Raw genomic sequence first — 23,602 nt, 5'->3', positions numbered from 1 at the left:
TCATTAGAGACATGCTCCATCTCATGAGAAATCACCTGCTTTAATTATACACGCGATTGGAATGTTTGAACAGTGGTGCGTCTTTTTCTTAGAGTCGAAGAGGAAAGAGGCTACGCCTTGCTTTGCAAAGCAAATTGTTCCAGCAGGAAATATTTCCTTGATAGTTAATGCTATGCTTCAACGCATTAATATAGCATATACTTGCAAGTGGCCAGCTTTGCTGGACACGCTCCTGAAGAACAAGAAAAAGAACCCCTAATGAGATTCTTTTCTTAAGCTAGTAACGAGATTCGAACTCGTGACCTCATCCTTACCATGGATGCGCTCTACCTACTGAGCTATACCAGCATGAATATGGTTATAATCAGCCTTCTTACTTAGGCCACTTTCTCTATTATAACCATATCTTATCACTTGTCAATAAGAATTCTTATTTTTTTCTTTCATTATGATTTCCAGTTTTTTCTTAATGCGCTGAAGGGCATTGTCTATAGATTTTACCTGTTTTTCCAAAATCTCAGCTATTTCTACATAACCAATACCTTCAACATAATATTCTAAAACATCTTTCTCAAAATCACTTAGTCTATCTGCCAACTCATCTTCAATAATATGAATATTCTCTTTATCAATAATCAGTTCTTCTGGATCGACAATCTGTTTTGAAGGCATAAGATCCATTAGAACCGTTTTGTCATTGTCTTCTTCAAATACAGGTTTATTTAAAGAAATATAGGAATTTAAAGGCATATGTTTTTGCCGTGTAGCTGCTTTTACTGCAGTGATGATCTGACGTGTAATGCAAAGGTCTGCAAAAGAGAAAAAGGATGATGCCGTATCGCTTCTATAGTCTCTAATTGCTTTGAATAATCCAATCATCCCTTCTTGTATTAAGTCGTCTCTGCCTGCCCCCATTAAAAAATAGGATTTTGATTTTTTTTCCACCAGCTTTTTATATTTGTTCATCAAATAGTCCAATGCGTAATCATGACCTTCTCTAATAAGTACAACGATTTCTTCATCTGTATAAATGGTTAATTCTTCAAATGCTATAACTCGTTCTATTTAAGACAACCCCTATCTTTGACGACGAAATTTTTCCATCCATTCTAAAGTTTCTTTATTTAAATGACCTTCTAGACGATTTGTTGTTCCTGTAGGCTTTTCCAAATAATCCGACTTGTATTCTTTTTGGGTCGCTTTAATATCAATTAGAAGTTCTCTTGCTGACATCCTTGCTGCGCCTTTTGCCATAATTATTGTTTGCTCAAGGGCATCGGAAGTCGCAACTCGAATCTGATAATCTCTAGCATACTCTGTAGCTACTTTTTCAATATAAAGGTCAGCTGTCTCATGCTCTTTTGTATAAATAACATGAATGTTATGATATGTATCAATACTTCTGACTGTGTTTTTCGCCTTATAAGCATCAAAAACCACTATGATTTCATTCTTTTTATAGCCTTGGTAATCACTTAGAATCTCTAGCAAACGTGTTCTTGCATTGCCAAGATGACTCTCCATCGCCATTATCTTAAGCTCTGGCCATGCATGTATAATATTATACCCATCGACGAGAAGTACTTCTTTATCCACGCTAGAACCGCCTCTCTAGGAGTAATTTTAGGATTTTAGTATATCAGATTTCTACAATATTGTTAAGCCCTATTTTCCTATATGTTTCTTTGTCTAAGTGCCTCATACATTAAAACCCCTGCTGCAACACTAGCATTTAGAGAGTCAACATTGCCCTTCATAGGTATTCTGGCAATGAAGTCACATTTTTCCTTTACTAGTCGGCTAAGACCTTTGCCTTCGCTACCAATAACAAGCGCCATAGGTCCCTTGAAATCCACTTCATACATACTTGTGCCTTCCATATCCGATCCGGCTACCCAGATGCCTTTACTCTTAAGGTCTTCAATGGTTCTTACAAGGTTAACCACTTTGCAGACCGGTGTATATTCAATAGCACCGGCTGACGTTTTTGCTACTGTTGCTGTTAATGAAACCGCTCTATTTTTTGGTATAATAATACCATGAGCACCTGTAATATTAGCCGTACGAATGATTGCACCCAGGTTATGTGGATCTTCAATACCATCTAAAATGATAAAAAATGGCGCTTCTTCTCTTTTCTTGGCTTTTTCAAATAGGACTTCCAATTCTACATAATCATGAGCAGCCATAAAAGCCAACACACCCTGATGTTTGCCTTGGTTGCTTAATTGATCTAGTTTTTCTCTTGCAACATATTGTACAAGAATATTCATATCTTTGGCTAATCCTAATATTTTTTGGGCACTGCCTTCTTGATGACCTGACTCAATCATCAGAAGCTTATCCACGCTTCTACCTGATTTCATACCCTCTATGACAGCATTACGCCCAAATACGATTAATTCGTTGATTTCTTCTGATTCTTGGTTGTCCAGATTTCTTCTTTTATTATTCTGATTATTCTGTTTCATCTAATCCTTCTTTCTGAATGGCTTTAGGATAGCCTAACCACTATAGGGCTTCTCATTTTCTATGGTTTCCGAAATATTATTTGATTGGGTTAATTGGGTTGTCTTTAGCCCGGTGGCAATAAGTGCCACAAGACGCTCAAGTTGCTTAGTGACATATAAATAGCCAATAAGTGTTTCAAACCCTGTTGCATGTTTGTATGTAATCAAATCTGTGTTTTTCGGTTTAGAACCCGACTTAGCATTTCTACCTCTTTTCATCATACTCATCTCTTCGTCAGTTAATGTATCTTTAATGGTATGATAAATCTTAGCCTGGGTCTTCGCATTAACATAGAGACTGGTTTCCTTATGCATTTTACCAACTGCTTTACTTCCTTTGCTAATGATATAGGTTCGAATAATCAAGTCATAAATGGAGTCACCTATATATGCTAAAGCCAGTGGTGAATATGTATGGACTTTCATTTCATCCAAGGACAACTCTTTTTCTAAAAATGTTAGAAAATCATTCACTACATTCACCCTATACCCTTCTGAATTTTACACCTTCTCTTGTATCTTCAATTATAATACCCTTTTTCATTAAGTCATCTCTTATTTTATCTGATAGAACAAAATCTTTATTCTTTCTTGCTTCTTGCCGTTTTTGAATCAACGCTTCAATATCAGAATCCAATATGTCCTCTTCTATTTCTAAGTCAATACCAATAACATCACACAAGGCCTGTAAGGTATTAGAAACTTTCTGAATAAAGGCTTTGGACGAAGATACGCTGACATGCGTATTGGCAAAACGAATCAACTCGAAAATAGCAGAAACGGCATCGGCTGTATTGAAATCATCATCCATCGCCTCTTCAAACTTATCTTTAAAGCTTTCTAACCGTTTTAAGTCCGTATTTTCTGTTTCTGTCATGCTTTCAAGTACACTGTGTTCATGAAGATATATAAGATTTTTTGCTCCTGTTTGAATACGTTGCAAACTATTGGATGCTGCTTCCATCAACTCACGACTAAAGTTAATTGGACTTCTATAATGGGCACTTAGCATAAAAAATCGTATCACTTCATAAGGAAACTCTTCCGTAATCTCCCTGACCGTAAAAAAATTACCTAAGGATTTGGACATTTTTTTGTTGTCGACATTAATAAAACCATTGTGAAGCCAGTACTTGGCAAAGGGTTTGCCGTTTGCTGCTTCACTTTGGGCAATCTCATTTTCATGATGGGGGAAAATGAGATCCGTACCACCACAGTGAATATCTATCGTGTCTCCGAGATAACGTTTTGCCATAACCGAGCATTCTAGATGCCAACCTGGTCTTCCATCTCCCCATGGTGATGGCCAGGACGGTTCACCTTCTTTTTTGGGCTTCCACAAAACAAAATCCATTGGATTGATTTTAGCTTTATCCACTGCAACCCGAGAACCCACTTCGAGATCATCCGGATTTTTCTTGGATAGTTTACCATATTCTTTGAAGTTTCTGGTTGCAAAAAAGACTGTACCCCCTACTTCATAAGCAAACTTTTTATCCAGCAATACTTGAATCATATCTACCATATGTGGCACTTCTTCAGTTGCTTTTGGTGTGTGGGTTGCTTTATGAATACCAAGACCTTTTGCATCATGCTCTACCTCTTGAATGTATTTTTCTGCAACCGCTTCCGAAGTTAATCCTTCTTCCTTGGCCTTATTAATAATCTTATCGTCTACATCCGTATAATTCTGAACATAGGTCACATCAAATCCCTTATATTCAAAATAGCGTCTAACAACATCAAAAACAATAAATGGTCTGGCATTGCCAATATGAATATGATTGTACACCGTCGGTCCACATACGTACATCTTGACTTTTCCAGGCTCAACCGGCACAAATGTTTCTTTTTTTCGTGTTAGTGTGTTATATAGCTTCATTACGCGTCACCTCATTGTTCTTCTTCAATATGATCTGGACAGTTTCTACATCTTTCTTCTTCTAAGGCATTTAGAGCGTCTAGGGTTAGAACGCCTTTACCCTTTTCCAAGTTTTCTATTCTAATCTGAAGTCGGCATATCTCATGACGAACCGGATCAGGAAAGTGTATTTGATCCAACGTTTCTTGAGGATGGGTTATTTTTTTGTCGTTTCTCTTAACAACTCTTCCCGGAATTCCCACAACAGTCGAATTAGCAGGCACCTCACTTAAAACAACCGAACCAGCACCTATTTTTGAATCTTCCCCTACCGTAAATGATCCCAACACTTTTGCACCCGCACTAATCATAACATTATCTCCAATGGTTGGATGACGCTTACCGTTTTCTTTACCCGTACCACCAAGTGTTACCCCTTGATAAAGGGTCACATTATTGCCAATAATCGTCGTTTCTCCTATAACTACTCCATGGCCGTGATCAATGAACAGTCCTGAGCCAATAATTGCACCCGGATGAATCTCTATACCTGTTTTCCGAGTTGCACGTTGAGAAACCCACCTAGCAAAAAAATAATGTTTTTTCAGAAACAGCCAGTGAGAAAATCGGTATCTCAAAATGGCATGAAAACTAGGATACAAAAAAACCTCAGATTTTTTTTTGATTGCTGGGTCCCTATCTTTAATGACCTCAATCTCTTCTTTTATATACTTAATAATGTTCATCAAATTACCTCCTCAATCTACTTTTTATTGATTAAAAAGTTGGTTTAAGTGTCAAAACTATATGTTGTTTATAAATTTAGTAAAACTTATGTTTGACCCCTTAATCAAAGTTGTACTTTCCTAATAAATAAAAAACGCCTCTTAGTAAAATAAGAGACGGTTCATCCGCGGTTCCACTCTTGTTGAAGCTTTGCTTCCACTTGATATCGATATAACGGTCGATACCCGCATCAAGCTACTACTACTTCACTTGAAAAGCTCACGAATGCACTTCATCAATCAATAAAACAAATGGACTCTCAGCTTCATTCCATTCTCTCTGTGATTCTTGATACAACTACTCTTTCGATCATAGCCTTTATCTTATCCTACCATAATTTTTAACAATATCCTAGCTCAAATATACTATATAATACTTTACAAATTCCGTCAAGAACAAAGAGGCTTTACCCTCGATTTGCTTTTACGACCAAACATAATTTTCATAATAGCGTTTTTCCAGATATTCTTTAATTTCATTACCGGAGCTTAAAGATAGCAAATAATCGATTTCATTTTCCCATATGGCTTTGTTGGTCTTACTCGCTAACCACCTAACTTTAGGAACCATACTTGGGTTTACGCATATCTGATCTACACCAATTGCGATCATAAAAGGTAGCAGTATTTCATTGTTCGCCATATCACCAACAATGCTAATCCATGTGCCTTCTCTATGTGCCGCTATAACCACTTGTCGGATTGTACGGAGCAATCCTGGGTGATACATGTCAAAAAGCTCATAAAGTTCTTCATTTGACCGATCAACCGCTATCATGAGTTCTATAAGTTCCGATGAACCTATAACAAGAAAATCCACTTCTCTTGCAAATACTTCAATCATCATCGCTACTGCAGGTATTTCTACCATCATACCGATCTCTATGTTGCTGTCATATAACTCGTGACGTGCATCCAATTCGACTTTGGCTTCCTCAATAGCCATCTTTGCATCTAGTAGTTCTTCCATCTTCGTAACCATAGGTAATAATATTTTCATTTTTCCATATGCACTGGCCTTAAGTAAGGCTTTAATCTGTGTTATGAAGAGTGTTCGCTCTGTAAGGGTGATACGTAAGGATCTATAACCTAGCAAAGGATTTCTTTCTTCATGAAAATATATAAAGGGCATATCATGGTTAGATGAACAGTCCATCATTCGAAATATAATTGTCGTATTTTCAGCTAACATAACTGCTTCACGATAGGCTTCTAGTTGAACCAACTCATCCGGCATGGATGTCTGTCCTAGAAATATATATTCTGTTTTGAATACGCCTATACTTTCAGCACCTTTTTCTTTAGACATTAATAAAGCGTTATTGTTTTCAGTTTCTGTAGCAATCTCAAAAGGATGACCATCTTCTGTTAGTGTTTTTTGTTTTGTAAACCTTAAAAAGATATCTTCCAGTTCTTTTTCTTTATTTACCTTTTTAAAATAGAAGTCAATCATTTCCTTGTCAGGATTAATGAATACTTCACCTTTTTGTCCATCTACTATAACTTCATCGCCATCTTTTACAAGGGACATAATGCCTTTTGCTCCTAGAACAGCTGGTATTTTGAAATTATTGGATATAAGTGCACCATAAGAAGTTTTACCCCCTTGTTCACATACTATGGCAAGCACTCGATTCTTATCTAAATGAACGATGTCATTGCCATCCAATTCATTGGCAAAAATAATGACCGGTTCCGTTAAATCACTTAGGCTTTTGTTTTCTACACCAATAAGCTCTTTAATTATTTGTTGTGCAATATATTTTATAGATTCCGATTTTTTTTTCAAAAAATCATCAGCAACCTTATCAAACATCGCTGCATATTTTTTTTTGACTTCATTAAGAATATAATCTGCATTGATTTTTTGCTCTTGTATTTCTTTTCGAACTTGACCCAATAATATGGAGCCATCATAAACACTTAAATGTCTTTTATAAACTTCAGCCTCTTCTTGTCCTAAAATATTTAGGGTTTTATTATAACGCCTTTCTAGTTCAATTCGACACTTATCGACAGCAGTATTGAAACGTTCAAGCTCGAGTTGAGGGTTCTCGACTTTTCTATATACAACCTTCATCTCTACTTCACGCTTAACAAAGGCTTTGCCTATGGTAACTCCTTCTGCAACGCCAATACCTCTAATCATAGTATTGCCTCCAAACTCAATTCTAATGTCAAATGCATTTTATTCCCACTTATCCGTTTTTTTATAGAATTTATTCAACCAATTGGTCTGATCTAATTATTGGTCAAAGCATTTAAAAAATACGTTGCGTCACTTCTAAAATTAGCATTTGGATAGGTATCTAACATCTTCTGATAGGCACCTATCGCCAAATCATTCTGATTTAATCTTTGATAGCTTCTTGCTAAATAATACAATGCTTCATCCGAATAATAATCGTCTTTCTCATAGCTATATGCCAGTTTCAGATTCGTTATCGCTTCTTCAAATCTACCGTTCCTATAATCTCTATAACCTTGATTATATGCATTAAGGGCTACTTCGGGAAATATTTTTATTGTATGTTTTTCATATGTAGCCAAGGCACTTTCACTTAATGCACTCGGTTCAACTTCTTCTAGTAAGTGCGCTGCTTCAAGGACGTTATTGTCTTCATAAAGACTTAAAGCCAAAAGCAATTTCTCACTTTGTAATAATTGCTTTTGGTTTTGTTCTAAGTTTGTCGATAATGTATCTATTTCGGTATCTGCCTGTTGAATACTCTGCTCCATACTTTTAACTTGTTCTTCTAAAATGCTTTGATTGGTTTCAAGGGCATTTACCTGATTAAGCGCTTCTATGTTTTTATTTTTTTGGCTGTTCACTATACTTGGTACAATCAAAAAGGCCATAACAGCTAAACCAATCCCAACACCAACTAATACCGCTGCAAATTGAAACATACTGTTGTTCATGGATACTTTTGCACTATGACCAAGTGTTGGCAATCCAAAATAGCCCGCTTCTTTTTCCTTGTCTTCTTCAAACACCTCAACCGGATGTCCTTCCGATTGAATCCATGTCATGTACTTCTTAGCCGTATAATGATTATGGTCAATCGTCAACACCTTCTGCAGTTTATGTTTAGCTTTATCCATTTGGTTTTCATGGATAAGGCATAAAGCCAATAAACAATAGGCTTTCGTAAAGTTCGGATTCAGACCAATGACCGCTCGTAATTGTATAATGGCTAAATCGATACTGTTTTGATTAACAAATACCAATGCCTGGTTATATTTTTTAACAGCATTATTTAACTTGTCCAAATGTACCTGATTGTTTTGTATCTGGTCCATATAGGTTATTGCTTCATTATCTACCGGCTTCATGTTCTTGCTAACGACCCATTGCTTAAAGGCCATAATCGGTTCACCTATTTCAAGATAAACAAGACCCAATAAGTTTCTAGCGTTGATATTCTTTTTATCTAATTTTATGCTTTTATTTAATAGGTCAATCGCGCCACTTAAATCTCGGATTTCAACTTTTTTCAATCCCAAATTATATAGTTTTTTTGATTCAATAATAATTTTTTCATAAATTTCAATCGCCACATGACAATGTTTGCAAAATCCATGGGTATCAAGTAGCTCACCACAGTTAGGACATATTTTCGCCATTGTTTACCCCCTCTTATTGCCTGTTTTTAAGCTCTAGTATTAATTCACTAAGAATATCGGATATGTCCTTTGAATCATAGGCATTAATTACTTCTTCAGCATCTTCAATCTCCAGACACGGTTGGTATTTTTTTATTTCTTCATCAAAATCAATCATTTTCTAGCCCTCCTCTATTATTTTTATAATATCACCTACAAGATACAAAGAGCCCACACAACACAAAAGTTGATTTCCTTTAATATCTTTTCTCCTTAAAATAAAGTCCTTTAATTCTTCTATGGGATACACGTGCTCAAATCCATATTGTTTAAAACGTTCCATGAGCCGCACTTCATTCTGAGCCTTAATATATTTATTTCTTGGAATATAGACGGATCTAAGTCTTTTTATATTACATAGTGCTTCTATCATTTCATCATCTTGCTTATCGTTCATACATACAAAAACTAAATCAATTGCTTTATGCCCTTCATTTGTACCAATATGCTTTACAAAAGCTTCGATGCCTTCCTTATTATGGGCGCCTTCTAATAAAATACTCGGCGTGATATAAGTCATACGGCCTAACCATTTGAAATTGCCAATACCCTCTTTAATATGTTCTTTAGATACGTTAAAATGTTGTTGTAAAATATGTATCGCAGTGATTGCTATTTTTACATTCTCAATCTGATAGTCTCCACTCGTATTCATATGTAAGGTTTCATATTCATAATACTTGTTCCTCAAGGAAAAATCAATGCTTTCTTGATTTCGCTTTATGATTTTAGCGTCAACTGGAAGAACTTCAAAATATGGGGCCTGTTTTTCTTTTGCCACTTTCTTTATTATATCATTGACCTCTTTTTTACTATTATAGAATACAATCGGTGTATTTAATCGCATTATGCCGGATTTCTCATATGCAATCTTCTCAAAGGTTTCACCAAGTATTTGAGTATGGTCCATACTAATATTCGTGATTATAGTCAATATTTTATTTTCAAGTGCATTGGTTGTATCTAATCGTCCACCAATTCCTGCTTCGAACAATAAAATGTCTGGTTTTTCCTTTTTGAAGTACATTAAAGCCATAGCCAATATGATTTCAAAAAAAGAAGCTCTTTCATACCCCTCAAGTACCATTTCTTTCATGAATTTATTAAGAATCAAATAAATCTCTATGAATATTTCTTTTGACATCATTTGATGATTAATGCAAATGCGTTCTCGTATGTCTACTAAATGTGGGGATGTGAAAGTGCCTACTTTGTAACCTGCCGATTCTAAAATAGAAGCCATCATCATCACAACCGACCCTTTACCATTGGTACCGGCTACATGTACAACAGGCATGCTATTCATATACCCTATTTTTTGTATTAAAGTCTTAATAACAATAAATCCGGGTTGTTTTCTGAATCTTGGTGTTTTCACTATTTCATCTACAATATCTTCAAATGTCATATAAAATGCTCCTATTCATCTAGATGTTTCATTAACTATCTTTGACACTTTAACCACTTTTCTGATTATATCATATTCGTCGTCTCTACCTTGATATGATTGTTCGATTGTTTACAATTTATTCATTTTTATGACCGCGTTTTGACATCTATATTACACATTAAATCCATATTGCTCATATATAATCATAGTATGGCTAGAATGAAAAATAGTAAAATATTTAAGGAGTGATTTTATGGACCACAATACATCCAACCAAACTCATTTTGAACATGAGCAAACAATGGCAACTCATTTACATTCTTATAAGCATACAAGAAAGTGGTATGTAAAGCTTACCGCTTATGTACTTATACTCACTTTTGTTAGTGGCTTAACTTTTGGTGCCGGGTACTTATCCGCACTCATCTATGGTGATCGATTGGCAAATGGTGTTCTTAACACAACCACTCAAAACATGGTTGATCAGCTTTCAACCGTGCAAATACAGCCAACTGTTTCTGACAATAAGGCTACATCAGATATTTCCGCTATTGCTAGTGCTGTTAGTCCTGCTATCGTTACCATCTCCAGCTATTCCGAACAAACCCCTGGCGGAATTTTTGGAAACTCTAGTGGCTTTTACGGTGGAACAGGTTCTGGAATTACATTCAAAATGGAAGGTGAAGAATTATTTATCGTCACCAATTATCATGTTATAGAAAGTTCAAATGAAATTGAAGTTATTTTCCATGAAGGTACAACGGTTGCAGCTCGAATATTAGGTTATGACTCAAACAATGACTTGGCCGTTCTTTCTATTGATACAAAGCTATTAAAAGGTAATATAGATCAGATTGTTCTGGCGCCTTTTGGAGATTCAGAAACTATTCAGATTGGCGAATTGGCTGTGGCCATCGGTAATCCTTTGGGTCCCGAATACGCTTCTACAGTAACCGCAGGTATCATCAGTGCTCTAAACCGAGAAATATATATTAATAGAAACACCTCTTATGTTAATCTTATACAAACGGATGCAGCTATTAACCCAGGCAACAGTGGTGGTGCCCTACTAAATGGCAGGGGTGAAGTCATTGGTATTAACAGTGCTAAGTACGTAGATACCGGTGTTGAGGGGATTGGTTTTGCCATTCCCATTAATCAAGCAAAAGAGACCATAGATATAGTTCTAGAAAGTCGTTCCGGTGGGGATATCGCTTATCAATTGGCTGATGACCGAGCTTTTCTAGGTGTTCAAGTTATGGATATTACTACCGACATCTATAGCAGTACAGGCATGCGTTTTGGAGTTTATATTACTGATGTCATCCCTTTCAGTGGTGCTCAGAAAGCCGGAATCCAATCTGGTGATATCATCTATAGTCTTAATGGTAAAAAAGTCCAGAATGTACAAGTTCTTTTTGATATTCTTGAAAAAGCTCAAGTTGGTGACTCGCTTGAAGTTGGTATTATTCGTAACGATGAAATCCTAACATTAAATGCACCGCTTTATAGTTATAAGGACATAATGGATCAACAATAAGACTTTTCTAAACAGCAAAAAAGGTTGATGGGTATAATCAACCTTTTTTGCTTGCTCACTTTTTTTTACTTTTTTTGTTCTTTTTACTTTTCTTCTTAATCTTTTTCTTTTCTACTTTTTTATCTTTACTATTTTTTTCTACTTCTATCGGATCTATTTTCTCTTGCCTTTTTACTTTCTTAATTTTTGGGATGTTTTCCTCTTTTAACGTCATACGTAGAGGACAGTTTTTACAATACTTATTATTTTTTTTCCACTTGTCACAGCATTTACCCGCCATTTAATCGTCCTTTCTGTTAACTGGCCACTTAATGCACTTATAAACCTCTTCCTCTACAGTATAACATAGCCGGTTTCTTAAGGCTATCGATTCAATCTATTGATACTGCTAATAATCGCTTTAATAGATGCTTTACTGGTATTTCGATCTATGCCGAGACCAAAAGCTAAAACACCTTTATGATTCTTTAACTGAATATAAGCGATTGCTTCAGAATTTTCACCTATACCAATTGCATGTTCGTCATAGGATATTAGTTCATAATTCATATGACCTTCTTTTTGCAATCCATGAATGAACGCTGATATCGGACCATTCCCTTGACCTTTTATGTTTTTTTCTACTCCATCTTGAATCAACTTAGCTTCAATTATAACCACTTGATCATTCTCTTCCTGATAAGTACTTTTAAATGATTCTAATTGGAAGTTACCTTCCACATTAATAAATTCATCAAAAAGTATTTCTTTAATTTCTAAAGCTGTTAATTCCTTACCTGTCTGATCTGTCATCTTCTGTACCGGAAGACTAATCTCGGGGTGCATACCTTTTGGTAATTTGTAGCCGAAGGCTTCTTCAAGGATATAAGCTACACCACCCTTACCGGATTGACTGTTGATACGGATAATCGGCTCATATTGACGTCCTATGTCTGCAGGATCAATAGGAAGATAAGGCACATTCCAGAACGTACTGTTTTTTTCGTTGGCTTTTAGACCTTTTCTTATTGCATCTTGGTGAGACCCGGAGAATGCTGTATAAACCAATTCACCTGCGTATGGATGACGTTGATGCACGCGCATCCCTGTACATCGCTCATAGACTTCAACTACTTTGTTAACCTCATCTATTTTAACGCCGGGATCCACACCCTGAGTGAAAAGATTCAAGGCTAAAGTTAGTATGTCAACATTACCTGTTCTTTCTCCATTACCAAACAAGGTGCCTTCCACCCGGTCAGCACCTGCCAGTAAACCAAGCTCAGTTGCTGCTACACCTGTTCCTCTATCATTATGAGTGTGTAAACTTATTAATACGCTATCACGACGATTGATCTGTCTGCTAAACCATTCAACTTGATCGGCATAAACATTAGGTGTACTCATTTCTACCGTTGCCGGTAAATTAAGAATCATTTTATGTTCTGGTGTGGGCTGCCAGACGTCTATAACCGCGTTCGACACTTCTAAAGCATACTCCATTTCTGTTCCGGTAAAGCTCTCTGGTGAGTACTCAAAAGTAAACTCTGTTTCCGGATATTTTGCTGCATAGATTTGCAACCATTTTGCACCTTGTATAGCCATTGCTTTGATTTCATCTTTACTTTTGCCAAAAACTACATCTCTTTGTTGGGTAGATGTAGAATTATAAACATGTACAATTGCCTTTTTTGCACCTTTTAGGGCTTCAAACGTTTTTGCTATCAAGTGTTCTCGTGCTTGAACCAACACCTGCACTTTAATGTCATCTGTTATATAACCTTCTTCAATCAATGTTCTAAGAAAGTTATATTCCGTATCAGAAGCAGAAGGGAATCCGATTTCAATTTCCTTGTATCCCATTGCTTTTATTAAGTTGAAGAATTCTAATTTTGCTTCAATACCCATAGGTATGGGTAGTGCTTGGTTCCCATCTCTAAGGTCGACACTACACCAAACTGGTGCTTGTTCTATTGTTTTTGATGGCCATGTACGGTCATGCAAATCCATTGTCGGGTATTTTTTATACTTCATATAGCTTTTTTTCATAGGTAATCCCTCCTGTTTTGTTTCTGCATTTAAGTTTTTATGAGATTTTTCCAGAAAATACACGCTTAATTAAGAACAAAGGCGCTACGCCTCGCTTTTTAAAGCAAATTGTTCCCGCAGGAAAGACTTCCATAATCGTTAATGCGACGGTTCAACGCACTAACATAGCATAGACTTTCCTAGAGAATAAAAAAACCTTTCGTCTCTTCTATATAGAGACGAAAGGTGACTTCCGCGTTACCACTCTGATTCATTCTTTAAGAATGCACTCATTAAGATACTAACATATCTTTATCGATATAACGGTCGAACCCGACAATGCCTACTGTTACTTCAACATGTGACTCCAAGGCTAGTTCAATATCCATTCACTGTTGTTTTGCACCTGCCAACAACTCTCTGATGCTTCCGAATACCTACTGCTCCTCTTCAAGGTCTTTTTAGAATATAATTTTTATAATCATAACGCATTTTTTTAGTTCTGTCAAGTTATTGCTTTAAACTTTTAAGGCGTTCTTTGGTCTGTGCTAACATCTGATCATACTTTAACTGCTTTTCTCGCTCCTCTGTTATAACTTTTTCAGGTGCCTTAGCTACAAACCCTTTATTACTTAATTTACCCGCCACTCTTGATAATTCCTTTTCTAGCTTAGTGACTTCATTTTCGAGACGTTCAATCTCTTTCTCAATATCTACAAGTTCACTAAAAGGCATATAGATTGTAGCATTTGGAATAATCACGGATACAGCGTCCTCATCAATATCCATTTTATGATGTTGTATTAAAACTTCACTGGCATAACCTAGGGTTGCAAAAAAGACACGTCCATCCTCAAAAGTCTTTATAACCGCTGGATCTTCAGAGACCACAAATACTTTGGCTTTTTTTGATGGTGGTACATTCATGTTCGCCCTTAAGTTACGAATACCTCTAACCGCTTCTTTAATCATACTGATATCTGTTTCTTGTTTCTCAAAATGCCATTCTTGCTTAAATACAGGCCAACTGGATATCATAATCGATGGCTCTTTATCTTGAAGGGTTAAAAAGATCTCTTCTGTTATAAAAGGCATAAATGGATGTAATAGCTTCAAGCAGTCAATTAATACTGTCTTTAATGTCCATAATGCGCTGTTTTTAGTGATATCTTCATCATTGTACAATCTAGGCTTAACCATTTCTATGTACCAATCACAAAACTCTTCCCATACAAAGTCATAAAGCTTTAAAACCGCTATTCCCAAATCATACTTATCTAATGTCTCCGTTACATCTTTGATCAATGTATTGACTTTAGATAAAATCCATCGGTCCGCCGGTGTTAAGTCTTCTACTGATGGTGTTTCTACTTTCTTTTCATCTAAGTTCATCATAATGAACCTAGACGCATTCCATATCTTATTACCAAAATTTCTATTGGCTTCAACACGTTCTTGATAATAGCGCATATCATTACCCGGTGCGTTTCCAGAAATCAATGTTAATCTTAAGGCATCTGCACCATAGGATTCAATAACTTCAAGAGGGTCAATCCCATTTCCAAGGCTTTTACTCATCTTCCGGCCTTCTGAATCTCTAACTAACCCATGCATAACCACCGTATCAAAAGGTAATTTCCCTGTAAATTCAAGACCCGAAAACACCATTCTAATAACCCAAAAGAAAATAATATCATAACCGGTTACAAGCACACTGGTTGGATAAAAATATTCTAGCTCCGGTGTTTTTTCCGGCCAACCTAAGGTAGAAAATGGCCAGAGCGCAGAACTAAACCAAGTATCCAAGCTATCTTCATCTTGTCGAATATGATTGGATTGACAATGACTACAAACCGTTGGATGCTTTTTACTTATGGTCGTTGCACCACAGTTATCACAATAATAAGCAGGTATACGATGTCCCCACCACAGTTGTCTAGATATACACCAATCGTGTATGTTCTCAAGCCAATTCATATAAACTTTTCCATAGCGTTCGGGCACAAACTTTAACTCACCAGATTTATAAGCTTCTATAGCCGGTTTTGATAGCTCATCCATTTTAAGAAACCATTGTGACTTAATGAGTGGTTCAACAACTGTATTACATCGGTCATGCAGACCGACATTGTGGATATGATCCTCTACTTTGATTAAATAGCCCTTCTCTTTTAAGTCCCTAACAATAGCTTTTCTAGCCTCATAACGATTCATACCTGAATATTTACCACCCTGTTCATTGATGGTGCCATCATCATGCATGACATTAAGCTTCTCTAAATTATGCCGTTCACCAACTTCAAAGTCATTAGGATCATGTGCCGGTGTAATCTTGACACAACCCGTTCCAAAGTCTTTGTCCACATACGTATCTGCAATAATTGGAATCTCTCGGTTTACGATTGGTAACATGACATTTTTACCAATAAGATACTCATACCGTTCATCCTCCGGGTGAACCGCAACCGCTGTATCTCCAAGTAAAGTTTCCGGTCGTGTGGTCGCTATTTCTACAAAACCATCTTCACCTACAATCGGATATTTTATATGCCAAAAATGACCTTGCATTTCTTCATGCTCAACTTCAGCTTCAGATATGGTGGTTTGACAAACAGGGCACCAATTAATTATTTTAGCGCCTTTGTAAATATAACCTTTTTCATAGTACTTAACAAACACATCGAGTACCGCATCTGAACACCCTTCATCCAGTGTAAATCTTTCTCTTTCCCAGTCACATGAAGTTCCAAGTTTTTTTAACTGTGATACTATGATGCCACCATACTCTTCTTTCCATTTCCATGCGTGCTCCATAAAGCCTTCACGCCCTAGTGTATCTTTATCGACACCTTGCTCCGCCAATGCTTTTACAATCTTTACTTCCGTAGCAATAGCCGCGTGATCCGTTCCTGGCTGCCATAGTGCTTCATACCCTTGCATCCGTTTCCAACGGATGATAATATCCTGTATCGTATTATCTAGGGCATGACCCATATGTAACTGTCCGGTAATGTTCGGTGGTGGTATCACAATTGTAAAAGGGTCTTTTTGAGGATTGACTTCTGCATGAAAATACTTTTTATCCATCCAGTCCTGATAGATTCTTTCTTCTACTTTTTTGGGATCATAGGTTTTTTCCAGTTCTCTTGCCATTTTTATTCCTCCAATAATCTATGCCTATATATTGACATTCATTTCCTAAATAAATGATGCGATTAAAATTAAGACACCTAACAGCAACATTAGGCCACCGACGATTTTCAGTACAAGCATGCTACTTGCAATAAGCATAAGATATGATTTATTGTCTTTTGGTTGGTCTTCATAATTTTTTATTGTTTTGACACCACTTCTATATATTGATCTTGAACTTACCAATAGAATAAGTCCAACTGATGCTAACATACTTCCAAAAATCTCCATTACCCACTCCTTCTTAGCCGCTACACCTAAGTACAAAAAAAAAGCCTATCGTCTCTTAACAAAGGACGATCAGACCGTGGTACCACCTTAATTCCTAGCTTAACTAGGCACTTATGGGTCGATAACGCGACCAAACGTTTGTACTTACTTTTTTCAGTACAACTGCTCTAAAGCTACCTTCTGTTGGGATTATCCAAGAGTCTTTCAGCCTAGGACTCTCTTCTCTAAGGGATCTCTTTCAACATACTCCTCTTTTTCATTGCATGTATTATTTTCGATTGAAATAATCGTATAATAGGTTCTAGTGTTTGTCAAGTCAATTTTTCTTATCTTTATTATTTTCATGACTGATATGACTTTTATAATTGGTCAGAACAAGGTTCATTATACCACTTTCTCTTTCTGCTTTTTGTAGATTATGGTATAGTTCATCTTTTTTTGCTGCATGTTTTTCTAATAGTATTTTCCTACCCTTCTCAGAGGCAAAATAATCCATGTGGTCCAAAATAAAGTCCACTTCAATAATATTGTTTTTTTCTAATAGGTCTTCAATATCCGTCATCATTGCGGCTATGCTGTTGCTAATATTCTTATACTGTCTTTCCGCATGCATATGGTTTTTATAGTTTTCCCAGCGTAGTTCTAACATTTCACTGCTGTCAATTTTATATTTTTTACATTGATAATCAATGACACTCTGATTATTGATGAATTTGATTTTTGTCTTATTTGTCAGTTCGACGGTTCGTTTCATCATTTTTTGATTTTTACTTAATTCATAGACCAAATAGCGTCTAAATACATAAATCCATACCGTTGCTGCAATAATGACGACCATACTTATCATTGCCTCAAGAAGAATCGGCCTTCTATTAATAAAATAAATGATGGATAGAATGAAAGCTGTTATAGCGGTTAGAATGGCAACAACGATAAATGCATTTTTTACAAATTTATAGGCATTTTTTAACCGATTGCTTTGATAAATCAGTTCACTTTTTTCAGATTCCAAGTAGGCCAAATCCCGTTTCACCATGCTCTGATTTTTTTCATGCCCTTTCATCATTTCGATTATTTTATCCATTTGATCTTCATATTGCTCTAGATAATCAACTGTTCGGTAGCCTTGCCCTTTTATTTTATCTTTGAACTCGCCTTTTTTCACTAATGTCTCCGAATACACTTTACAAAGTTTTTCAAGTTCTGCTTTTCCTCTATTCGACATAAGTTCAATGCGTTGCATGGCTGTGATTTCATTGATGACTGCTTTATATTTTTCTTTAAACATTTCAATGTCTTCTATTGTTTTAATATAACGTTGTTGTAGTTTTTTTGCTATTTCAGAATCTTCATATAGTTGTTCAAGATCAATATCAATACCGCCAACAACACTTTCTTCAATATGGTTTTTTTTGTTTATATACAATCTGATTTGGTCAAACAGCTTCAAAAAAGGTGTGTACAAAACTTTTAATTTTTCCATGTTTTCTCCTTTAGTCGATTGTGTTGCTACGCACTTCTTTTTTCCACTGATTAATAATCTTATCAATTTGGTTATCAAAACCTTCATAATTGCCTGTTTGCTTAATTATACTTGCTTGGGTATATAGTACTTCTTCATGGTACCGTTCCTTTTTGTTTATCATATTAATAAGTCCTACGGCTTTTATAATCTGTTGACAATCTTTATAATAATGAGCCAGTTCTAGAACATAATTTTTATTGTATTCTGACAACCGAACAACTTCGTCCATTAACAAAATATACTCAGACCAATTTTCTAATCTTTTCTCTCGTTGAGCCTTAATATATAACTTAAGCAATATTTCACTACATTGTTCTTTTATCCTCCAGTTTACCCTGTCAAAATTACCAAGTTCTAAATCTATCCTAACCATATCCTTAAGAATCTTTGAAGAATGGGTTAACTCGTATGCACGTTCATATGCAGATAAGGCTTCCATATATTGCTTGAGTTGCTCATAAATTTGACCATAATAGTACCAAATCAATGGGTCTTCAAAAGTTTTTACAATCTCATCTAATACCTCAAGCCCTTCAGGATATTGACCTAGCATTGTATGGTATTTGACTTTATTTAGATATATGGTAATATGTCCATTCGATTGAAGGGATTTTTCAAGAGATTTTTTTGCCATTTCAAACTCTTCAAAAATCATATAAACAACTGCCATATTGTTTTCTACTAAGGGATTAAAGTGTATTTTTTGAGCTGATTTATACCATTTTAGAGCATCCTTATAATACCCCATCTTAAAGAACTTATCTGCTTTTTGCTTGTACTGCAGATGCTTTGGTCTCTCTAAGTGGTTTCTCAATCGCTTTAAAAAATCATATTCATCAAACATCTTAGCATATGAACAAAGCTTAAGTATACCTACCATAATTTCTTCGATATTATGATTATTCTCATACAGACACTCTATCTCATTGGCAAGTTTTGTCAAACCAAGGTCTTTTTTTAACCAATAGATAAATTTTCTATCTTCTATGATGTCCGTAAATGCTTCTACATGATGATACATCCAATAACAAAAACCCTCAAAACTATAGACGTTTTTTGAAATCATATGAATGATGAAACCATGCTCCATTCCAATAGGGCTTATACTTTTATACATTTTTTATCAAACCTTTAGTTTTTCTCATATCGCATTAAGTTGTTTTAACTAAATCCGCTATGGCGTATGCTATTGCATCCAATATATCCATAAAATCATCCTGCATTGAGTAATAACAACCTCCTGTGCGTGTAAGGGGTTCGTATGCCTCAAGACTTTTATTGTCTTTTTTTGCTACGACATATGTGGTTATTTTTTGGGATATTAGTGCATTTACAACGTCTTCCACTGTCTTACCACGCATTGTCGGCACATGAGGTGGCGCATCGGTAATCAAGATGAATATGTTCTTGTAATTTTCACCTTCTTTTAGTTTATTCAATAAGTCTATCCCTGTTTCTAGTGCATCCATCGAAGACTCGGGTATGTCTCCACCACATGTTCTTGGTATTTTTGTTATTTTTTTTTGAAATTTATGTATGTCTTTTGTCCACTTATAGACTTTTGGCTTTTCTTTTTCTAATAAATCCCCAAAACCAATAAGGCCTAAATTATAATCTATTTTTTTTGCTTCTAGGACATTAGAAAAGGCGATGGCTTTTTCTTTTACTCCTTCAATATAAGTATCCATACTGCCTGTGGTATCCATAAGAAAAACAATATTAAGGCCTTCACCCTCTCCACTTGTATGTTTTTCTACGTCCGGCAATATAGGCATTGTTTTCTTTCGGTCAAACTCGCCTGATATTTCCTTTTCAGTGCTCTTATCTCTTACTGTAACCTCAAAAATATTGTCACTATTAATGGTATACTTTATTGAAATACGCGCTTCTTCGCTAATCCCTTCTAACATTAAAGAGCCTGTATATTTTTTTTCTTCTTCATGACCTTCTTCCCACTGAAATACGTCTACTCTAAGGGTACTAGCACCTGATGTGGCGCTAAAACCTTCCTCAGTCACTTCAATAGGAATGATGCTGCCCATAGGAATGATTGGGATTAATGATTTTTCATGCGTAGCTATGTTGGTGATGGCTTCTGTTCCAAAGTTTTGTCTTGTAATCTGCCCAACTTTTACTTGACTGTTTGGCAAATGAATCAGATAATTATACATTGCCGCACCCATGGCAACACTTTTTGCAGGATCTGTAGCTCGATATGGCTCTTTAATAAAACCTGCTACCATCCTTTTCACCATCGGTACAAGGGTAGAGCCACCTACAAGTATGACTTTGGAAATATCATCTGGCATTTGCTGCGCCCTTTTCAAAGCTTCACTAATAATATCCTTACTCTTATCAATCATCGGTCGTATAAGCGCTTCAAATTCATCTTTCGTCACCTCTAGCGACAGATTCATAGGCATGCCTTCATGTACCATAAGCGGGTATATCTTTACGCTGACTTTGTTGGTACTGGACAATTTTTTCTTCAGTAGCTCTGCTTCTTGCTTAAGCTTATGAAGTACTCTTGCAGATTCACGCGCTTCAATGTCCCGAATCCGAATGCCCGTCATCACTTTAAACTGTTCGACCATATAATCTACAAGAATCTGATCAAAATCATCACCTCCCAAATGCATATCTCCTACATCCGACAACTCTTGAAAGGTTTCATGGCCATTCAAATCTTTAACTACTTTCAGTACACACGCATCAAAGGTCCCTCCACCTAAGTCATAAACTAATAATGTTTGAGCATAACCTTGTTTATAACCATATTCAATAGCAGATGCCAGAGGTTCTGATAATAAGTGTACCTGTTTAAATCCAGCCAGTTCTCCTGCTTTCTTAGTAGCATATATTTGTCTGTCAGTAAAATAAGCCGGATGGGTGATGACTACCTCATCATAAGTTTCTCCACTTTGCAACTGGGCCGCTTCTTTTAAGTGCTTTAAAAGTATGGCACTTATGTCTTCCGGTTGATAGTTCCTTTCTCCAATTTTAATGGTATAAGATTCTCCCATCTGTCGTTTTATTGATAAAATCGTCTCCTCCGGATATATGATGGCACTATTTTTCGCCTCATTCCCAACAATAATCTCATCGTCCAAGATACACACCGCAGAGGCCAGCACCTCTTCTATACCATCAATTTTGACAATATTTAAGGCATCTTTTTTATCATCATATATAACGGCAACTGAATTTGTCGTACCAAGATCTATTCCTAAAAATCCCATATAACTGCTCCTTTTAGTTTGCTTGTATGATCTGCATCTCATTGCGGCTTGGAGAAAACTTACGGTTAAATTCACTTGCCATGTATTCACCACTGTAACCCATATCTTTAACCTGACCATTCACTATGCCACTCATTTCATCAATTGATAATGTCACTTCTAATCGGGTTTTACCTTTAGGACGTTTGGGTAGACCTAGTATTCTGACATCTCCAATCAGTTTGCAATTTTCCAGCTGATCCTCTTTCTTAATTCTTTCTAGAATTTTCAGGTCTATGCTGGTCATATCTTCATCATTATTGCCTGATAAGGTGAATCTCATGGTTTTTTTTGCTAATGCATAGGGTGTGCCTCTTTTTATCATTGAATAGAAATCTTTTTTATCTTCATAATCTATCTCAAAACCTATGTCATGGGGTACCGGTATTTCAAAATGAACTTGTCGATCTGAAGTATGTAAATCTCTATGTTTCAGAAGACCAAGCTTCATAGCGGCATAATAAGTTGCCCCCATAGATATATCTAGGGCCGGTTGTTCAGATACATATATCTTATCTGAGTCATCAAATATTTCACCAAGCATTCTTTTTACCCATGGCATTTGGGATGATCCACCTTCTAGTATAACTCTATTTATTTCATCTGGGCTAATAGGTCCATTGTACCCTTCCTTTAACGTCTGAAGCACCAATGCTTTTGTCTTTTCTATAAAAGGACGAATAATATCTTCAAATGCGTCTCTAGATAAGTTTTGTACAAAGGGAGGTACACAAAAAGTATATGGGACTCTATAGTTTATAACACCTGAAAGACGTTCCTTCGTCTCCCTCGCTCTTTGTGTCAGCTCTGCTACACTTTCAACCGTCATCATCTCTCTTGTCTGTCCTGTTTTTTCTTCCATCCATTTGACCATCTGTTGATAAAGCAACGCATCAATATGGTCACCACCATGATAGGCTTCACCGCCTTCACTTATGACCTTAAGATGGATGGCTTCGTCTTCTTTTTCGGCCACATTAAAGACGGTTATATCCAAAGTGCCGCCACCAAAATCAAACACCATCACGTTTTCGTCTTTGCTTAAATCATGCCTAAAGTTATAAGCCAATGTACCGGCTTTCGGTTCTTCCATTAAACCAATAAGACCGTCACTTAAACCTGCCAGTTGACAAGCTCGTATGGTTGCCTTTTTTGCTGCGTCATCAAAATCATAAGGCACAGATACCACAACACCTGCCAAAATCATTTTAGGGTTCAGTCCTCTGACATGGTCAATCAATGCTTTCAAAATCATGGCTGCTATTTCTTCCGGTAAATAATCTCGGTTGTTAATCTTTATTTTATCTTTCGAACCCATCTTCCTTTTTATGGACATAATGGTTGTTTCAGGATAAATTCTGAAGGTTTGAAGGGCTTCTTCACCAATAACCCATTCTCCTTCACGTTCTTCTTCCTGTCGGTATTGAACCACTGAAGGCATCGGAATCTTGCCAAATCCATTACTAACATCAATTGGTTCAGGTTTACCTGTTCTACTGTTCCAATAACTGGCAACAGAGTTTGTTGTGCCAAGGTCGATACCAATTATATACCAATCTTCTTCTAATTCACCCTTGATTTTTATCTGTTCTTTGTAATGTTCCCAGTTCATATAAC

Annotated in this window: 19 protein-coding genes, 1 tRNA gene and 3 other annotated features; of the genes, 1 reads left to right on the top strand and 19 read right to left on the bottom strand. The window is 36.2% G+C overall.

Annotated elements, in window-relative coordinates:
* Positions 1-275: 275 nt before the first annotated feature.
* The 11 genes from AC6F8J_RS04525 to AC6F8J_RS04475 all read right to left on the bottom strand — a co-directional run bounded on the left by AC6F8J_RS04525 (position 276) and on the right by AC6F8J_RS04475 (position 10,230).
* Positions 276-348: transfer RNA gene (locus tag AC6F8J_RS04525), tRNA-Thr, on the bottom strand.
* Between the two features lie 69 nt (positions 349-417).
* Entirely contained in the window at positions 418-1,053 is a 636-nt protein-coding gene (sigH, locus tag AC6F8J_RS04520; protein WP_500721352.1) for an RNA polymerase sporulation sigma factor SigH, read from the bottom strand.
* 24 nt (positions 1,054-1,077) lie between these two features.
* Complete coding sequence (locus AC6F8J_RS04515; protein WP_500721349.1) at positions 1,078-1,596, bottom strand: NYN domain-containing protein; 519 nt, start codon at positions 1,594-1,596, stop codon at positions 1,078-1,080.
* Positions 1,597-1,673: 77 nt separating this feature from the next.
* Positions 1,674-2,471, bottom strand: coding sequence for a 23S rRNA (guanosine(2251)-2'-O)-methyltransferase RlmB (rlmB, locus tag AC6F8J_RS04510; protein WP_500721348.1), 798 nt, complete (start codon positions 2,469-2,471; stop codon positions 1,674-1,676).
* Between the two features lie 33 nt (positions 2,472-2,504).
* Positions 2,505-2,993 carry a ribonuclease III domain-containing protein gene (locus tag AC6F8J_RS04505; RefSeq protein WP_500721346.1) on the bottom strand — a complete coding sequence of 163 codons (489 nt, stop codon included), beginning with the start codon at positions 2,991-2,993 and terminating at the stop codon, positions 2,505-2,507.
* A 1-nt stretch (position 2,994) separates the two neighbouring features.
* Complete coding sequence (gene cysS, locus AC6F8J_RS04500; RefSeq protein ID WP_500721345.1) at positions 2,995-4,392, bottom strand: cysteine--tRNA ligase; 1,398 nt, start codon at positions 4,390-4,392, stop codon at positions 2,995-2,997.
* A gap of 11 nt (positions 4,393-4,403) precedes the next feature.
* Positions 4,404-5,117, bottom strand: a complete 714-nt coding sequence (gene cysE / locus AC6F8J_RS04495) for a serine O-acetyltransferase (RefSeq protein ID WP_500721343.1) — start codon at positions 5,115-5,117, stop codon at positions 4,404-4,406.
* A 149-nt stretch (positions 5,118-5,266) separates the two neighbouring features.
* Positions 5,267-5,479: a binding site (T-box leader), on the bottom strand.
* A 101-nt stretch (positions 5,480-5,580) separates the two neighbouring features.
* Entirely contained in the window at positions 5,581-7,305 is a 1,725-nt protein-coding gene (ptsP, locus tag AC6F8J_RS04490) for a phosphoenolpyruvate--protein phosphotransferase (RefSeq protein ID WP_500721342.1), read from the bottom strand.
* 92 nt (positions 7,306-7,397) lie between these two features.
* Positions 7,398-8,783 carry a tetratricopeptide repeat protein gene (locus AC6F8J_RS04485; protein ID WP_500721341.1) on the bottom strand — a complete coding sequence of 462 codons (1,386 nt, stop codon included), beginning with the start codon at positions 8,781-8,783 and terminating at the stop codon, positions 7,398-7,400.
* Positions 8,784-8,796: 13 nt separating this feature from the next.
* The gene (locus AC6F8J_RS04480; protein WP_500721339.1) at positions 8,797-8,940 is read right to left on the bottom strand and encodes a hypothetical protein; all 144 of its coding nucleotides are present in this window, start codon (positions 8,938-8,940) and stop codon (positions 8,797-8,799) included.
* A 3-nt stretch (positions 8,941-8,943) separates the two neighbouring features.
* Positions 8,944-10,230: a Mur ligase family protein gene (locus AC6F8J_RS04475; RefSeq protein ID WP_500721338.1), complete on the bottom strand. Its 1,287-nt coding sequence runs from the start codon at positions 10,228-10,230 to the stop codon at positions 8,944-8,946.
* 235 nt (positions 10,231-10,465) lie between these two features.
* Here AC6F8J_RS04475 and AC6F8J_RS04470 point away from each other — a divergent pair, with 235 nt between their 5' ends.
* Entirely contained in the window at positions 10,466-11,752 is a 1,287-nt protein-coding gene (locus tag AC6F8J_RS04470; RefSeq protein WP_500721336.1) for a trypsin-like peptidase domain-containing protein, read from the top strand.
* A 55-nt stretch (positions 11,753-11,807) separates the two neighbouring features.
* On the opposite strand, the gene AC6F8J_RS04465 is transcribed toward AC6F8J_RS04470, so the two are convergent.
* The 8 genes from AC6F8J_RS04465 to AC6F8J_RS04430 form a co-directional block, all read right to left on the bottom strand.
* Positions 11,808-12,032 carry a hypothetical protein gene (locus AC6F8J_RS04465; RefSeq protein WP_500721335.1) on the bottom strand — a complete coding sequence of 75 codons (225 nt, stop codon included), beginning with the start codon at positions 12,030-12,032 and terminating at the stop codon, positions 11,808-11,810.
* 83 nt (positions 12,033-12,115) lie between these two features.
* Positions 12,116-13,780 carry a 2-isopropylmalate synthase gene (leuA, locus tag AC6F8J_RS04460; RefSeq protein WP_500721334.1) on the bottom strand — a complete coding sequence of 555 codons (1,665 nt, stop codon included), beginning with the start codon at positions 13,778-13,780 and terminating at the stop codon, positions 12,116-12,118.
* Positions 13,781-13,991: 211 nt separating this feature from the next.
* Positions 13,992-14,222 (bottom strand) — a binding site (T-box leader).
* Positions 14,223-14,269: 47 nt separating this feature from the next.
* On the bottom strand, positions 14,270-16,912 hold the full coding sequence (locus tag AC6F8J_RS04455; RefSeq protein ID WP_500721333.1) for a valine--tRNA ligase: 2,643 nt from the start codon (positions 16,910-16,912) through the stop codon (positions 14,270-14,272).
* A gap of 45 nt (positions 16,913-16,957) precedes the next feature.
* Positions 16,958-17,182 carry a hypothetical protein gene (locus tag AC6F8J_RS04450; protein WP_500721331.1) on the bottom strand — a complete coding sequence of 75 codons (225 nt, stop codon included), beginning with the start codon at positions 17,180-17,182 and terminating at the stop codon, positions 16,958-16,960.
* A gap of 58 nt (positions 17,183-17,240) precedes the next feature.
* Positions 17,241-17,451 (bottom strand) — a binding site (T-box leader).
* 47 nt (positions 17,452-17,498) lie between these two features.
* A complete protein-coding gene (locus AC6F8J_RS04445) occupies positions 17,499-18,665 on the bottom strand; it encodes a hypothetical protein (protein ID WP_500721330.1) in 1,167 nt (388 codons plus the stop codon).
* Between the two features lie 10 nt (positions 18,666-18,675).
* Complete coding sequence (locus AC6F8J_RS04440) at positions 18,676-19,824, bottom strand: tetratricopeptide repeat protein (RefSeq protein ID WP_500721329.1); 1,149 nt, start codon at positions 19,822-19,824, stop codon at positions 18,676-18,678.
* 34 nt (positions 19,825-19,858) lie between these two features.
* On the bottom strand, positions 19,859-21,946 hold the full coding sequence (locus AC6F8J_RS04435; RefSeq protein ID WP_500721328.1) for an Hsp70 family protein: 2,088 nt from the start codon (positions 21,944-21,946) through the stop codon (positions 19,859-19,861).
* 13 nt (positions 21,947-21,959) lie between these two features.
* Positions 21,960-23,597 carry a DUF5716 family protein gene (locus AC6F8J_RS04430; protein ID WP_500721327.1) on the bottom strand — a complete coding sequence of 546 codons (1,638 nt, stop codon included), beginning with the start codon at positions 23,595-23,597 and terminating at the stop codon, positions 21,960-21,962.
* Positions 23,598-23,602: the final 5 nt, after the last annotated feature.

The sequence above is a fragment of the Petrocella sp. genome (genome assembly GCF_059865615.1).
Note: the sequence above shows the minus strand (reverse complement) of the source record. Positions and strands in the feature narration are given on the sequence as shown.